Here is a 16,748-nt window from a genome sequence, read left to right as displayed (position 1 = left end):
TATAAGCCTATCTCGTTAAGTTTTACCATCAATCCCGAAGGGATGATATATTTACAAATTTAAGACATAAAAAAACCGCAATCAATTACTAATGAATCAATTACGGTTTTTGTTTGTACTCGGGACGGGACTTGAACCCGTACGAACCAAGGTTCATTGGATTTTAAGTCCAACGTGTCTACCAATTCCACCACCCGAGCAGGACAGTATTTTTATTCGAGCGGTCGGTTTAATGATTATTATCATGATCCCTTCCTTACTCTTCGAGCGGGAGACGGGATTCGAACCCGCGACCCCAACCTTGGCAAGGTTGTGCTCTACCAGCTGAGCTACTCTCGCTTATTATGTAGTTTTTATTTCAATTTTTGTAAAGAATCGCTATTCTTTTGCGGGGACAAATGTAATGCTTTTTTATTTATAAACAACACATAAAAGAATAAAAAAATAGTTTTTTTTAAATCTCATTGATTAGGATGTCCATAACATGTAGGAAACGAATTGATTGCAAATTATATTTTTGAAATTTATTTTATCAACTAAATAAACAAAACCGCTAACCCGAATTATTCACCAATCTTAATGTCTTAGAGCGTTAACATCTATAAATCAATGTCTTAAATGTATTTCCTGTAAAGTTTTAGAAACCCATTTTTGGGTACTTGTGTATTTGTAAGATTTAAAATTAAATGCATGAACCGAGCCTGCGAGCTCAACGACTAAAGGAGTTAATAATCCGTGCTAAGGGAGGGTGATTTGACTTTACTATCATTTTTGAATATCGATATCAAGATGTGATTTGTAGGCTCATTTCTCTGCATTAATCGTTAAGATCATAACTCTACTAATTAAAATTACTGGGCTTCTACCAGATTTTGGATTCAATAAAAAGCTTTGTTTGACGCGATTTTATTAAAGATGATTTAACCTGATCTGAATTATTTATATATTTTTTTTCTATTATGGTTATTTTAAGAAAGAATATTTGTATTATTGTGGCGTCGCAAATCTGTGACAACCTCTAAAATACATATTACAACTTTTATAGTTATCTCTTATAATATTATTTCATATCAATGAATAAAGAAGAATTAGCCGGGAAGAAGCTTCCAGAATTACGTGTTATTGCCAAAACAATCGGCATTAAGAAAGTAGAATCACATCGCAAAGCAGACTTAATAAATCTTATAGTAGATGGTGGTTCTGACGCTGAGGCGAAAAAAACAGAAAAAAAGGAAGTTGAAAAATCTTCCGAAGCAAATAAGCCACCTAGAAAACGTATTAAAGACACAAAATCAGGTGAGTCTAAACCAAAAACAGACAACAAAGATTTATTTTCTGCAGCAGACAATAAAGATAAGCAATCGAACAAACCTTCTTCAGAAACTAAACCTGAATCAAAATCTGATCATAAACCGCAAGTAAAAGAAAAGCGCAGTCATTCACGTGACGACGACAATTCTACTCGAGATGACAAACAAAGAGAACGTAAAGGTTTTGTGAAAGCAGGGAAAGATAATCATAAGAAGAATGACACGAAAGGTGATCGTTCAAATAAGAATAACCACCACAAGTCTTCTAAAAATGATAAGCAATCTCAAAATAACAATCAGAAGAATAATCATCAACAACAACAACAAAAGAAATCAGAACAACAAAAGATTAGAGAAAAGAAGTATGATTTGTCGGGTATTGTTACTGCCGAAGGTGTTTTAGAGGTTATGCCTGATGGTTTTGGCTTTCTGCGATCTTCAGATTACAACTACCTTTCATCACCAGATGATATCTACGTTAGTCATAGTCAAATAAAATTATTTGGTTTAAAAACAGGTGATACAGTATATGGAACTATTCGTCCGCCGAAAGAAGGTGAAAAATATTTCCCTTTGGTAAAAGTTGATTCTATAAATGGACGAGAACCAGCTTTTATACGTGATCGTGTTCCGTTTCAATATTTAACTCCACTTTTTCCAGATGAAAAGTTTAAATTAACAGGACATCGTCAGGAGTCTATGTCCACTCGAATAATGGATCTTTTTGCACCTATCGGAAAAGGACAGAGAGGGATGATTGTAGCACAACCCAAAACAGGTAAAACTGTTTTACTTAAAGACGTTGCCAATGCCATTGCAGCGAATCACCCGGAAACGTATTTAATTATTTTACTCATTGATGAACGACCTGAAGAGGTGACGGACATGGCGCGAAGTGTAAATGCTGAAGTAATTGCATCAACATTTGATGAACCAGCAGATCAACACGTAAAAGTGGCTAATATGGTGCTTGAAAAAGCAAAAAGAATGGTTGAATGTGGGCATGATGTGTGTATTTTATTAGATTCAATTACCCGTTTAGCACGTGCATACAATACCGTTTCTCCTGCGTCAGGAAAAGTACTTTCTGGAGGTGTAGATGCAAATGCGCTCCAAAGACCTAAGCGTTTCTTTGGTGCTGCACGTAAAATTGAAAATGGTGGTTCATTGTCTATTTTGGCTACAGCACTTACAGATACCGGTTCAAAAATGGATGAAGTTATTTTTGAAGAATTTAAGGGTACAGGAAATATGGAGCTACAACTCGATCGAAAAATTGCAAATCGTCGTATTTATCCAGCTATTGATATTCTTTCTTCTGGTACGCGAAGAGAAGATTTATTGATGAGTAAAGAAACCCTTCAACGGGTTTGGTTATTGCGTAAAGTGATTGCAGATATGAATCCTATCGAAGCAATGGAGTTTATGAAAAACAATATGAAGGATACTAAATCTAATGAAGAGTTTTTGGTTTCCATGAATAATACCTAAGATATGAGACCAGCATTAAAATTCGCTTTTCTGTTTTCGGGAGGTTGGATTGCCCTTAAATTTATTTTTTTATGGCTTGGCGTTTTTCAAGAAGATGTTGTAAAACCTGGACTTGTCAATAATTTATTTTTATTGTTAGCCATTAGTCTTGGTTTATATTTTGAAAAACAAAAAGAAGGGTTTGGTGTTGGAACACCACTTTCAGACATTAAAAAAGCATTAACCGCAGGAGCTCCTTATGTATTAATTGTTTCAATATTTATGTTCTTGTATTATGATACGGTGAATCCTTCGTTTATTGAAAACCGCATCACAGAAAGGATGGATGATATCTATCTTGAAATGGAAGATGAAGCTTATGTGGATACACTTCGGGTTCATAATCCCGATTTTCGTGTAATGTCTAAAGAAGAAATTTCTCGTGAAATAAAATCAGATACAGAGAGTGCTTTATCTGCTAAAACGTTATTTGTCTTTTCTCTTCTTGGTTTAATGGTCATGGCACTAACGTATGCGATTTTTGTCACCCTGATTTTTAGAAAAATTCTACTTCGTGACTTTTATAAGAAAGAATAGAATAAACACTGTATACATTAACCACTACAATGAATCGAGCTTTTCGAGAATGTCATCCTGATGGAAAACACATGAGCTTGTCTTTGTTGTTTTTTTGCAGGAATTGTTTAAGTAAATACTAATAAATTGCTAGTGGCTTTAGCTTTTATAACCATATATTCAGCTTGTTATACTGCATTCAAATACTTTTTTCAACCTAATTTCAATTAGCAGTCACTTGGATCATCTCTAAAATCAAAAAAATAGAGATGGAAAAATCTTATATCTAATGTTAAATATCAACTAAACTTGGTGACCCAGTAATTTAATTTAGAATAACAATCCCTAAATTTAATGCTGTTGCGAATGAAACCCAAAGTAGATATGGAATTAATAAAAATGCAGACAATCGATCTAAACGAAAGAAATGTCGGATTAAAATAATAATGAATGCCAGAATGATAAAAATGATAATCAAAGCTAGCACTGGCATTTGAAGTCCAAAGAAAATAGGAGACCAAGCCAAATTAAACAAAAAGTGGATGATGAAAATAATAAATCCTCTTTTGGCAAACCTAACTATAATTGGATATCGAGCCACTGCTATAATTTGCCAGATAATGGCTACAGATCCTCCCATAAGGATGTAAAGAATAGTCCACGCGGGTCCGAAAATCCAATTAGGAGGTGTAAAAAACGGTTTATTGAGGTTTTGATACCATCCTTCAAATCCGTTCATTGATAATATTCCGCTTAATGAACCTAAACCAACAGTTGCAATTACGCAGATGATGATTTTCCACCATAATCCTGATTTAAAAGAAGATGTATTGTGCGGTCCTGAATGTATTTGCATGTGCTTCAATTATATGTTTAATTTCTCTCGCATATCCACCTCCCATACTCACAACAATAGGTAAATTTAGTTGGTATGCTGTTTGAAATACGATTTCGTCTCTTTTTTTGCAGCCGGCTATACTCACTCCGAGTCTGCCTAGCTTATCCGACTCTATAATATCAATTCCTGATTGAAAAAACAAGAAATCTGGAGTAAATACTTTTAAAACCTCTTCTAGAGATGATTTTAATAAACTCAAGTATGCTTCATCTTGAATGCCATCAGGCAATTCAACATCTAGATCTGACTTTTCTTTTTTTAGCGGATAATTATTTTTTCCATGCATGCTAAAAGTAAAGACATTGGGATTCTCTTTAAATATTTCAGCAGTTCCATTTCCTTGATGAACATCCAAATCTATAATTAGAATTTGCTTTGCCTTCTTATTATCCAACAGCCATTTCGCTGCAATTGCTTGGTCATTTAATAAACAAAAACCTTCCCCACGATCTGTAAAAGCATGATGAGTTCCACCTGCAATATTCATGGCTATACCATTTTCTAGAGCAAATGATGCACAAGCACGCGTGCCTTCCATGATCATCTGTTCCCTTAAAATTAAAGCTTCATTGTGTTGAAAGCCTGTTTTTCGTTGTGCCTTTCTATCTAATTTTAATTGAACAAGATCATTAAAATAATATTGTTCATGAACGGCAAGTACATGTTTTGTGTCAATTTTTTCTGGACTAAAAAAAGCATTTTCTTCTACCGTTCCTTCATGAAGTAATTGCTTGGGTAGTAAATCATATTTCTCCATTGGAAACCGATGATTTTCAGGTAATGGATGAACATACTGTTGGTTAAACGCGATTTTTAGCATTAACATTTAATTTTATGGGGCTACTAATCGCATTAACTCCGCGGCTGTAAATGCCCCAAAAGTCCCTATGAAGTAACCCACAACAGCCATTAATACGCCAACAGTTGTAAGTGCGGGATGAAAAGCGTTAGCTACAATAGGAGCGGAGGCTGCGCCACCAACGTTGGCCTGACTTCCTACAGCCAAAAAGAAAAATGGTGCACGAATAAGCTTAGCCACTACAATTAGTAATATTGCGTGAAATGCCATCCAAATAAGTCCGACAAAAATTAATAAAGGCTTATCAAAAATTTGGGTGATGTCTACTTTCATTCCAATCGTTGCCACTAGAATATATAAAAATACAGAACCTATTTTTGATGCTCCGGCACCTTCATAGTTCTTCGCACGCGTAAAGCTCAGGGTAAATCCATAAATAGTAGAGATGACCACCATCCAAAAGAATTGACTCGAAAAAGTACTTCCTTTTCCGTAATTTTCTAAGAAGAAAGCAGATAAATATCCACCTAAAAAATGAGCTAAAGCTACTCCACCAAATACCAATCCTGTAATGACCATTAGGTCGGTTAGATTAGATTTACGTTGAACGGAGCTTTGAAAATCTTCTACCTTTACAACGAGTTCGTCAATTGCGCTGCTATCTGCTTTCAACCATCGGTCAATTTTAGCTTTTTTACTAATGCCAAATAAAATTATAGCCATCCATATATTAGCAACAACTATATCTACTAAAATCATTCCTCCAAATAAAGTTTCTTTGTAGTTGTACGTCTCTAACATGGCAGTTTGATTAGCGCCACCACCAATCCAACTTCCTGCAATTGTAGCTAAACCTCTCCATGTCGCTTCATTCCCTGTTCCTCCAACTGTTTCAGGCGAAATATAACTGAAAATCCATACTGCAAAAACACCACCTACTATAATACCGATTGTTCCGGTAAAAAACATGATTAAACTTTTCGAACCTAATCCAAGTAAACTTTTAATGTCTGCGGAAAGGATAAGTAAAATCAGTGACCCAGGCAGTAAATATCGGCTTGCCATGTAATATAGATTGGTAGCCGTCGGATCAATAACATTGAACGAAGTGAGAACCGCAGGAACCATATAGCACAGGAACAAAGCTGGAATAACGGTGTATAAACGTTTCCAACTTTTTTTATTTAAACCAGAGGTGTAAAAAATTAAAGCTAAAATAACCGCCAAAATCCCCAGAACGATTCTGTCATCTGTTATTAATGCCGTTTTCGGTTTTTTCGCTAGAAAACTAATTTTGCTTGCTCCAGCGTGTTCCGTAAACTTAATATGTTCACCATTTTTAATAGGGATAATATTCAAATGTATAATTTCTTCAGGTCCTGGATTTTTGTAAAATATATTTCCAACTTCTTCTACTACTAAAGAGTCTTCATTAAAAATAATGTGAATTTTATCGGCTCTTTTCATGATTCGACGCTCCTCATCATTAAAAACAAAAACACCATAAGGTGCTTCGCTAAATAGGGAAACGCTTTCACCGAACTTGTGCTTTTCCATTTGTTTTAATACAGATTCAGGTATTTCATCTGTTGTAATTACTAAAGAGTCTTTCCCGCTAACCATTACTTGCTCTTGGCTAAAAATAAACGAAGAACCAAAAAGCGTTATGAGCAAAATAAACAAGATGTTTTTCATAGAAATATGTATTAAATTATTGATTGTCGAAAATAATTAATTCGATTGAATTAAAAGGGCTTTCTCAGGTGTTTTTGTCATTATCTCTGTCGTCGGTTTCAATTACCCTTCCCATGTTAAATAATGCATCTCCTTTATTTACCAAAGGAATTTCGTTGACATTAAACACGTAGCCATCAAAAGGCGCTTTTACAGAACGTTCAAATTTTCCGTACGGATCAGAAATAGTAGCTATTATTTTACCCTTATCCACGTAAGCGCCATTGTCTATTTTTAGGTTTAGTACACCAGAATTACTCGCGCGAATCCATTTTGACTTGTGTATGATGATGGGGGGCTGTTTAGGTTCTTCTATATCGAAAAACCTCATGTTTAAATGTTGCATTACACGTTTTATACCATCAATGGCCACGTCTACAACACTTTGATCTATTCTGTTGGCTTTGCCACCTTCAAATAAAATGTACTGTTTTCTTAATTTGGTAACAGAGCCTCGGATTGATTTAGCCAAGACACTCGAATGAATTGTAAATGGTGCTGCAAAAATATCACATAATTCCTTTGAAGCTTTATCTTGAAAGTCTGCACGCGTTTGTGGATAGTTGTTGCGTTGAGCCGCACCTGTATGTAAATCTATAATAATATCAGTTAATGGAGCAATTTCTTTCATAAAGATATATGCAAATTGACTAGCTAATGAGCCGTTTTTTGTGCCTGGAAATACACGGTTTAGATCTCTTCCGTCTGGAAATTCTCTAGAAAGATTTAAAAATCCGAAAATATTAAAAACCGGTATACAGATTACCGTTCCATAACTGGGTTTATGCCATCCTTTTTTTATCATTTTACGAATCGATTCAATTCCGTTAATTTCATCACCGTGAAGCCCAGCAAGCAACAAAAGTGTTGGACCATGCTTTTTTGCGTGGCTTACAATTACAGGGATTTGAATAGGTGTATTGGTATGTAACTTGGCAACTTCTAATGTTAGTCGCGTTGTTTTACCAGGTAAAATACTGTTTCCTAATAATTCAAAAGGCTTGCGTTTTTTCATGCTTATCTTTTGTTTCGTTCAATGTATTTAATTATTTCATCTGCAATATCTAAATGTGTTGCGTTTTCTATACCTTCTAATCCTGGGGATGAATTGACTTCTAAAACTAATGGACCTCGACTAGATTGAAGCATGTCTACACCTGCAATGCCTAAGTTCAAAGCTTTAGCTGAGCGAATGGCTGCTTTTTCCTCTACTTCTGAAAGTTCAATTACTTGAGAGGAGCCTCCGCGGTGCAAATTGGATCTGAATTCACCTTTTTTTCCTTGGCGTTTCATCGCACCAACTACTTTTCCGTCAACTACAAATGCTCTAATATCTGCACCGTCTGACTCCTCAATGAACTCTTGGACAATAACTCGGGCTTTTAAGCCATTAAACGCTTCAAGAACAGATGTTGCCGCTTTTTTAGTATCTGCCAAAACAACACCCAAACCTTGCGTTCCTTCAAGTAACTTTATAACAATAGGCACACCTCCTAATGATTCTATTATACTTTCAACATTTTTGAATAGTTGGTAAAAACTGTTTTGGGTAATCCAATTCCTGATTTGGTAAGTAATTGCAGAGAACGTAATTTATCTCTAGAATCTGTAAGTCCACGTGAATTAACAGTTGTAAAAACATCCATCATTTCGAATTGCCTAACAACCGCAGTACCATAAAATGTAACAGAAGCACCAATTCGAGGAATAATCGCATCAAAATCTTCTAGATATCGATTTTTATAATACAACCGTGGATGTTCTTCTTCAATGACAATGTCACATTTTAGATGATCAATCACTTCTACTTGATGTCCGTTTTTTTGAGCGGATTCAACAAGTCTGCGGGTAGAGTAGAGTTCTTCATTTCTACTTAAAATACCTATTTTCATTATGTTTTATTATTTTTTTAAATGTATATGATTGAAGGGTTAGCGCGGTATCAATTAAAAAATTGTGAGAAAGTAATTTTCGACCCAAAAGTACGGGGTTTTTCATTAAATCACGTTTGGAAAGTGTAAATTCTGTGGTGAATATTTTCCCAAATAAACGAATATTACCTTCAACAATATAACGGTTCTGTAACTCTCCGCTTGAACTTCTCACTTTTTTTGTTTAAAAGAATCAAAAATAAATTTCTCTCCAGTGTAGCCTTTTTGATTTTCATCTAAGAAAACGACTTGTAATTGGTTATTTACAAGATTAATTTCCTTGCAGTGAATTGTAGAAGTGTACGCACCAGAATCTATTTTGATGTTTACATGCTTTAAATTGTAAAGTGGTAAATCCGCAATATCGTTTTTACCAATAATCCATTTTTTCGAAATTTTTTGTTTGTCTAAAGCCATTTCTTTCTTTTAAAATAAAAAATCATCAATAAAGTTAAAACTGCCATTCCAAATAATGTAATAAAATAACCATTTTTATAGGTCAACTCAGGCATATTTGAAAAGTTCATACCGTAAACACCTGCTACAAATGTAAGGGGAATAAAAATCGTTGAAACGATGGTTAATACCTTCATGATTTTATTCATTCGGTTGGAAATAATACTCATGTAAAGTTCGAGTAGACTCCCTACAGAATCCTTATAAACGGTTACCATTTCCATAACATGTATTGTGTGGTCATAAACATCGCGTATAAAAACCTTTATTTCCGTACTCATAAAAGGTTTTTCTAGTTTTTCAAATTTACTAATGGCTTCACGCAATGGAAATACAGACCTCCTTAAATATGCGATTTCTCTTCTTTTGTGATGCAGTAAGGGTAACATATCATCGGAAACTTCTGATAGTAATTCAACCTCAATGTCTTCTAGTGAGTTTCCAAAATGTTCGATGGCTATAAAATAATGGTCTACCATGTAATCGAGAAGTGCATAAGCTAAATAATCCGTTTTTTTGGAACGAATTAATCCTTTACCTTCTTTCATTCTTGTACGAATTAATTCAAAAGCATCTTCTTCTCTTTCTTGAAAGGTAATTAATATGCCTTCTTTAAAGAGTATTGTGATTTGTTCGTCTACTAAGTCATTTTGTTCTAAATGAAACATACGTGCTACGAGATGCACATAATGCTCATAGTCATCTAATTTAGGTCGTTGACCTACGCTCAGAATATCTTCTCCCGAAAGCTTATGGAAATTAAAGTGTTCAACAATTTTTTTTGTAATCTCAACCTCATGGAGACCAATAATATTAAGCCAAGCTGTTTTTTGAGATTGATCTATTGCGGTTAAGGCTTTGTCAATGGTGTTAAAACTTTCCTCTACAATTTGTTCATTATTGTAGGTCATTAATTGAATTAATGTTTTCTCTGTTTTTTGTTCTCCCGTAAAAATAAACTGACCTGGCGCCATTCCAGCTTTGTTTATCTTTTGGCTTTGCTTTTTATTTTGCTGTTTTTTAAATTTTAACTTTTTTGCCATCTGAGTTTTCTTCATTTGTAGGCTTAATGTAGGAATAAAAAAGCGTTTATTTAGAACGAATTGAATTTTATCTTCACTTTTTCGTTAAACTATATTATTAATTTCGTTAGGATGTATTGAGCTTTCCGAAATGAACTCGCAAGCTCGGTTCACGGAGGTTATTTCGAAATGTATGTTGCGCCTAATTTAGCCAGTTTTACTTGTAAATTATTTAATAACTTGTTGTTTTCCTCTGTGTCGGCAATATAAAACTTAATTGTTAATTGATCGTTTTGAGTTTTCATTTCTTTGTAAAGTGGAGCATTTAGAATAGTTTCTATTAGACTTGAATTTAAGTGGTTGGCATTGATAATTACATTCAATGAAATTCTATTGATTTGTGGAAATGCTAAAGCATCTTTTCTTGTTGTTGCATTTTTATCAATAATTGGATTGTAATAATTAAACAGTTCTACTTTGTTAAAATCTTCAATGAAATTGAAAGTAGAAGGAGTCTCTTCAAAAACAAAGCTTTTGATGTTTTTTGAAATTGAATCGTAGTAAAATAAACCTTGATCTTCGTTGTAACGATTGATTACTTGTGTAGGATAATTCTCATAAGTTACTTTTGAAATATAAATGAACTGCGTGGCTTTATTCTCTATGAATGGAGTAGAAGTCTCTTGCGTATTTTTTTTCTGAGGTTTAACATTTTGATGCTCAATTTTACTTCCTTTTACCTTTGTTGGATTTTCTAATTCTAATATTGCACTTCCTTTTTCCGCAATTAATTGTTGCGCTTTTCGAGTTGAGATACGTTCACCTTGGAAATATGCGGTGATGAAAGCGTCAGTTATTCCGCGTTCAATCGCTTCATTTTGTTTAGGTTTTGCGGCAATAAAAGAGTTGAACATACCCGATGAGTAGCGGATTTGTCCGTTGGGTAATCGCTTTGTGATTAGGGGAGAAATATTAGATAATTGCGCCTGGCTTACGGGGGTGTTGTAAACACCAACTTGAACGGTAAAATAAAGTCCTAGCTTTGATTCGGCAACATCTGCTTCTGCTGCTCCAGGTGCTTTGTTATAAGCAAATTCATCAACAACTTTTTCAAAAGAAGTAGCATTTGTTGGGGTGATTTCTTCTGTACTGACAATTACTTCGTCTGTCTCGGTTAAAGTAGGTACACAAGCCCCGTTTCTCATGAGTTCTAATGCACGATAAACCGGTATTCTGTCTCCGTCGCAATATGCAACAACAAATGCATCACTGTAGCCCATTTCTCTTATTTTGTTTCTAGCAGTAGTTGCTGAATTCCGACTGTTGAAAAAACCAGCGACATAGCGAATTAGACCTGGACGAACTACATCACCTGTAATTGGAGAAAATTCTGTAAAAGTGTTATTAGGAACAGGTTTGCTAAAAGCTCCAATCTGAACCCTAAAAACAAGTCCTTTGGGTGCTTCAATATCTAACGGAATTGGATTTTCATCGGAGTAATTGTTTTGAGAAGTATTTGAGATTTGAAGGCCTGTAGGAATAGTTGGAAGGGTTGGAGCTTCTTTTATTGGCGCAACATCTCGGGCAATCATGTTTTCAATTTTTTCTTTCTGTTCTCGTTCCTCATCAAGCTTTTGTTTTAGAATTTCTTGCTGACTTCGAATTTCTTGTCTGATTACCTTAATTTCTCCTAGCGTTTTATCAATTCTCGATAATTGTTTTTCAATTTCAATTTTTTGAGATTCATCGTTCTTTTTATTGACTTTTACATTAGCGGTGATTTGTTGTAACTCTTCTCGTTCACCATCTAGTTGTTTTTCTTTAGCTAACAATTCAAATTGTAATTGATTTAATTTATTGTTGTTATTTAGCAGAGCTTTATACGCCTCCGATTGTGCTATTTCTACTTCTTCTAAATAGGTCAATTCTTCTTTTATGGCTTCAGCAGGCACACCTTTATTTGCATCTTTCTTTTTTTGTGTTTTGATTTCATTCAGTTTATTTTGAATATCGTCCTCTTTTTCGGATAAAAGAGTATCTATTGTTTTTAAATTTTTAATTCGTTCTTCGAAGACTTTCTTTTCTTTCTTATTGGCAGAATTAAAATTAGCGTTGATATTGTTAATTTCATCCTTGATTTTTAATCTTTTGATGCCAATTTGTGTTTTTTCCTTTTGTAGCTCTTTTTCTGTTTTTAATGCATTTTGCAAATTCAAGTGTGTGTACTCTTCTTCATCAATTATTCCTGAAACCACTGTTTTAACTGCTTGTTCATGTTTTTCATTCTCTAATTGTTTTGCAGCATTGTCTTGGATTGCTTTAGCTTCTTGAAGAATTTGCTTTTTTTTCTGAGGATCTTCCTCTGAATTCGCCTCTTCAATTAGGTTGTTTGCTTTTATAATTTCTTGTTGCGCTAACAAAGCGGAAGTTGAGGCGTCTTTTGTAGGTGTTTCATCGACAACATTTGAAGTTAAGTAATCATTGAATGCATTGACTTGTCTATTTAGAATTTTTTGTTTTTCGTTGGCAATTTCATCTTCATTTTTGTTTACTTTCTTTTGATGGCGTTTGTTGGTTGCTAATTCAGGATTTTCTTCTTCAGCTAAATGTAATTCATATCTTTCTTCATATAAAGCTTTAAATATCTGAAATTGACTTTCTGTTATTTCAATTTCTAACTCGTCCTGCAGAGCTTGACGATCTGCTGTTTTTGGAATGCTATGCTGAGTTAATTCCCCAAATTCAAATTGAGCAGCTTTTCGTTTTTGCGTTAAGTCTTTTTTAATTGTATTAAGATGACGAATTTCAAAATCATCGTTGGTGGTGTTTAGGTGTTGATGCGTTGCTTCTAATAAAACATTAATAGTTGCTAACTTTTGTTCTGCTTCATCAGTAGTTTGAGGTGTTTTATCTGCTGATTTAAGTTGTTGTTCATTTAGATTGGTCTCAGCTTTAAGTTCTTTGTAGATCTTTATGAATCGCTCTTGATCTTGCGTTTTTTCATGTTTTAAATTGCTTAGAAATTGATTTGTTTTTTGCAATTCCTCTTGCAATACTTTCTCTTCTGCTTCCTCAAGCTTTATGTCGTTGTTCAGCGCTTGTTCGAGTTTATCTTTATGCACTTCATAAGCAAAAATCAATTCATCGTAGACAGCTTCTCCAGTGTAAAAGTCATTTAATAAACTTTCAACTCTTTCATTAAATTGGGGATTAGCAGCCTCTAAAATTTCATTCTTTCTTTGAGGCTCTAATTCTGTTTGTTTATTTAGTTCTTCAGAATTATCGTCATTTTCAGCATTGGAAATAATGTCGATTGGACGATCAAGTTGTTCTAAATCATGAATTTCATTTTCAGTTTTAACTTTGAGTTTACTTAATGCAGTTAACTTTTCCTCTTGTTCTTCAGAAGGATCTTGATTGGATTTTGATTCAATTGCTGATTCCATGTCGCCAATTACAACTACAAACTTTCTTTTTCTTTCAATGATGTCGTTGTTTGTTTTTGTTCCAGCTTGAACTTCTTTTTCAAGAGCGATAATATCTTGTTCATACTCAGGATCAATTTCAGCAATTAAAAGCGTTTCGTTTTTAGCCGTAGATGAAATCTGAGGTTCTGAATTGCTACTTTTTTGTTCTTCTATTACGCTATTGTTAAGTTGTGTAACGTCTTCCTCATTAGAAGAAAAAGTTGCTGAATTTTGTTCATCCTTTTCTTGTGTTTTATTATTTGTGCTTTGATGCTTGTCTTCTGCAGAAATCTCAACTTCAGTATTTGCAATTTCATTACTTTGATTCTTTCCTAATTCGTTTTTGAGTTGATTTATTTCCTTGTTTATTTCTTGTTCAAGTTGATTTAGGTTTTTAATTTCATGACTCAATTCCTCATTATCAACATTATTTTTTAGCTCATTCTCTTTTTCCCTCTTAGCTGCTTCAATTAATTGTAATGTATTTGTCTTTCTTTTGATTAATGCTTCGATTGAAGCTTCATTGGATTGAATTTTATTTTCTATTCTTTCTATATCTTCAAAATATGTGGAATCGATTGCTGTTAATGTTTTGTTTTTCGATTCTGAGTTGAAAACAGTGTTAGTGTTTTGCTTTTTCTGGGCATCATCGTTTTCTGAATGCATCTGTTCAGCCTCTTGGCGATTAGCTATTGCTTCTGGTGATAAATCAACATTGTTTCTCTCAGCTATGTCTGTAATTGAAGCAGCTAGTTGGTTTTGTTGATCGGTGTTTTGGTTGGATTCGTAGTTATTAAACTCATCAGGGTTCAGATTTTCATCAAATGACTCTTGAAGAATCGCATGGAGTATCTTTTTTTGTTCTGTTATATCGTCAATTTCATTTAACTGTTCTTCTACATAATCAAGTTCATTGTTTAAATCAGAGATTAAGTTTTTTGTTTTACTAATTTCTAGGTTATAATCATCTTTTTTTCGCTTGGGTGCGTTTTCTTGCTCTTTCAATAATTGGTTCAATTTTGCTTCCCATTTATCTATGTTATTTCTAGTCTCTTTTTGCTGCGCAATTAATTCATTCTGAATTTTTAATTGATCTTCAATTTGTTCTAAAAATTCAAATTCAGCATTTAAACGTGTTTTACTTTGAAGCTTTTCTGATATAAAAGCCTCATTTTTTAAAAGTAAAGTTTTTAGTGCTTCAGTATCACTCACCTGTATATCATTCAATTCAGCTACGATGTGTTTTGAAGCATCGTATAAGGCTTTATGTTTTCTCAAATCATCTTCTAAAAAAGAAAGAATTGTTTTAGCATATTCTATTTCTTTTTGTTTTTCCTCAGCTTTATTTAAGGCAGCTTTTGAAGCTTGTGTATATCTTTTTATTTGTCGATCTGAGGTGCTGTTTTTAGCTAGTTTTAATAGTGAATCAGCTTGGTTTTGATACTGAATAACTTCATTTGCTCCTTGATTCAAGATTTGTTTTGATTTATTTATTAGAACCTCGGTATTTTTTATTCGAGCTTTTAAATCCTCATTTTTGCTTTTAATTAGATCGTGGATTTCTAAATTTGTATAGACCGATAATCCAAGTTCATCGAATTTTGCACGATTTTCTTTTACATCATCTAATGAATCTAAATCAAATTGATCTTTATTCACTTCCATCATGGATTTTGCTTTAATTGCCTCAGCAATTATGGCACCTTCATTTTTAAATCTCTCATCAAATAAATTTTTAAATAGAACAATTTCTTGATCTTCTTTTTTTGTTTCAGAAATGGCTTGCTTTAAAGGCCTGAACTCCTTGAGGTATGGAATTTCTATTTCTTGTCGATGTTGTGTAGTTTTATCACCTACTTTTACGCTAAATTTATACTTCCCGCCTTTTGGTAAATTGATAAGATATCCTCCTGTTGCATCTGTTTTAAAAGTACCCATGTTTTTTCCAGCCATATTCTCTACTGAAATTGTTATTTTTTTCTGGGTTGGATCTATGGTAGAATTAAATTGTCCTTTGAGGATAACCATTTGAACAGGAAACCGTTCTACACGCACATGATATACATGGACTTTATCGGCTTCACTTTCTCTTTGCGAGGCAAAATAAGCAAAACGATCCAGAGAGTCAACAATATATAGGATGTCATTATCTGGAGAAGATATTGAGATATCCATGTTTTCTGGCGTTCCAAAACTATTTGTTTCAGCGTCATACGGTGCTCTAAAAATATCATAACCTCCCATGCTGTTATGTCCTTCAGAAGAAAAATAGAGATACTTTCCTGAAGGATGCATGTATGGAAAATCTTCATTGTATTTTGTGTTTACGTCACCAAAAATAGGCTGTTCCAAAGACCAGCTTCCATCGGGTAAACGCGTTCTAACATAAATGTCTTTTGTTGCGTTATTTTTACCATAACTAGAATAATATATGCGATTAGAATTTGCCGGAAAGTGGATGAGCGGGGTATGATTGAGTTTTTTATCTTGTTTATTTTGAAATTCAGAGGTTACAATCAACTCACCACCGATATCGGATAAGTTATAAATCCTAAAAAAACTTTCTTTATCTATTTTTGTTTTATTTAATACGATGGTTTCGGAAATATTCGCCATTAAAGATTGTCCATTTTTGCACATCTGAATTTGACGATCAACATTTAATTTGGCTAATGCTCGATTTCCTGCAATGGTTTTGTAGTATTCATAATTCTCTATGGCTTTATGAAACTGGTAGGTAAGGTGATAAGCTTTTCCTAAATAGTAATATGCTTCATCATCAACGGAATTTTGTTTTTGTGTAGCAAAATTCAAATATTTAAAGGCTTTTTGCTTTTCGTCTGAATTAAATAGAAGACAAGTACCGTATCTGTAGTTGTAATTTGGATTACGCGGTTCCAGAGAAAGCAGGCGCAAATAGAGTGGGGTGGCCGCTAAGAATTCTTCATTCTGGAAGTGTTTTATTGCCTTTTTTTCAATATCCTCTTTCGTTTCCTGTGCAAAAGTATGAATTGTATTAAACAGAAGTAAACAAAATATGATATGGAACTTAAGGTGCATTTATAAATTTAAGTTATTTATTATC

10 protein-coding genes, 2 tRNA genes and 1 pseudogene are annotated in these 16,748 nt (G+C 33.8%); 2 read left to right on the top strand and 11 right to left on the bottom strand.

Annotated features, from left to right (window positions below):
* Window positions 1-116 precede the first annotated feature (116 nt).
* A tRNA-Leu gene (locus tag CW751_RS14680) sits at window positions 117-200 on the bottom strand.
* Window positions 201-266: 66 nt separating this feature from the next.
* Window positions 267-339 (bottom strand) — tRNA-Gly (locus tag CW751_RS14675).
* A 734-nt stretch (window positions 340-1,073) separates the two neighbouring features.
* On the opposite strand from CW751_RS14675, the gene rho reads away from it, so the two are divergent.
* Both rho and CW751_RS14665 read left to right on the top strand, forming a co-directional pair.
* Complete coding sequence (gene rho, locus CW751_RS14670) at window positions 1,074-2,801, top strand: transcription termination factor Rho (RefSeq protein WP_101335778.1); 1,728 nt, start codon at window positions 1,074-1,076, stop codon at window positions 2,799-2,801.
* A 3-nt stretch (window positions 2,802-2,804) separates the two neighbouring features.
* Entirely contained in the window at window positions 2,805-3,377 is a 573-nt protein-coding gene (locus tag CW751_RS14665) for a DUF4199 domain-containing protein (protein ID WP_101335777.1), read from the top strand.
* Window positions 3,378-3,681: 304 nt separating this feature from the next.
* Here the strand turns inward: CW751_RS14665 and CW751_RS14660 are convergent, their stop codons facing one another.
* The 9 genes and pseudogenes from CW751_RS14660 to CW751_RS14620 form a co-directional block, all read right to left on the bottom strand.
* Window positions 3,682-4,212, bottom strand: coding sequence for a TspO/MBR family protein (locus CW751_RS14660; protein WP_101335776.1), 531 nt, complete (start codon window positions 4,210-4,212; stop codon window positions 3,682-3,684).
* Window positions 4,172-5,074, bottom strand: a complete 903-nt coding sequence (locus CW751_RS14655; protein ID WP_101335781.1) for a histone deacetylase family protein — start codon at window positions 5,072-5,074, stop codon at window positions 4,172-4,174. The genes CW751_RS14660 and CW751_RS14655 overlap by 41 nt, the downstream gene beginning before the upstream one ends.
* A 12-nt stretch (window positions 5,075-5,086) precedes the next feature.
* Window positions 5,087-6,748: a DUF819 family protein gene (locus tag CW751_RS14650; RefSeq protein WP_317045825.1), complete on the bottom strand. Its 1,662-nt coding sequence runs from the start codon at window positions 6,746-6,748 to the stop codon at window positions 5,087-5,089.
* 64 nt (window positions 6,749-6,812) lie between these two features.
* Window positions 6,813-7,802, bottom strand: a complete 990-nt coding sequence (locus CW751_RS14645; RefSeq protein ID WP_101335775.1) for a succinylglutamate desuccinylase/aspartoacylase family protein — start codon at window positions 7,800-7,802, stop codon at window positions 6,813-6,815.
* A gap of 2 nt (window positions 7,803-7,804) precedes the next feature.
* Window positions 7,805-8,679, bottom strand: a pseudogene (gene rimK / locus CW751_RS14640) (30S ribosomal protein S6--L-glutamate ligase).
* Window positions 8,657-8,893 (bottom strand): putative ATP-dependent zinc protease, encoded by a 237-nt coding sequence (locus CW751_RS16050; RefSeq protein ID WP_101335774.1) that lies wholly within the window; start codon window positions 8,891-8,893, stop codon window positions 8,657-8,659. Before CW751_RS16050 ends, rimK begins: the two are co-directional and overlap by 23 nt.
* Entirely contained in the window at window positions 8,890-9,135 is a 246-nt protein-coding gene (locus CW751_RS14630) for a glycosyltransferase family protein (protein ID WP_101335773.1), read from the bottom strand. The genes CW751_RS16050 and CW751_RS14630 overlap by 4 nt, the downstream gene beginning before the upstream one ends.
* A complete protein-coding gene (gene corA / locus CW751_RS14625) occupies window positions 9,126-10,217 on the bottom strand; it encodes a magnesium/cobalt transporter CorA (RefSeq protein ID WP_165779327.1) in 1,092 nt (363 codons plus the stop codon). Before corA ends, CW751_RS14630 begins: the two co-directional genes overlap by 10 nt.
* 158 nt (window positions 10,218-10,375) lie before the next feature.
* Window positions 10,376-16,723, bottom strand: a complete 6,348-nt coding sequence (locus tag CW751_RS14620) for a PD40 domain-containing protein (protein ID WP_101335771.1) — start codon at window positions 16,721-16,723, stop codon at window positions 10,376-10,378.
* Window positions 16,724-16,748: the final 25 nt, after the last annotated feature.

This window comes from Brumimicrobium salinarum (genome assembly GCF_002844555.1).
GTDB lineage: Bacteria > Bacteroidota > Bacteroidia > Flavobacteriales_D > Crocinitomicaceae > Brumimicrobium > Brumimicrobium salinarum.
This window is presented reverse-complemented; position numbering and strand designations above follow the sequence as displayed.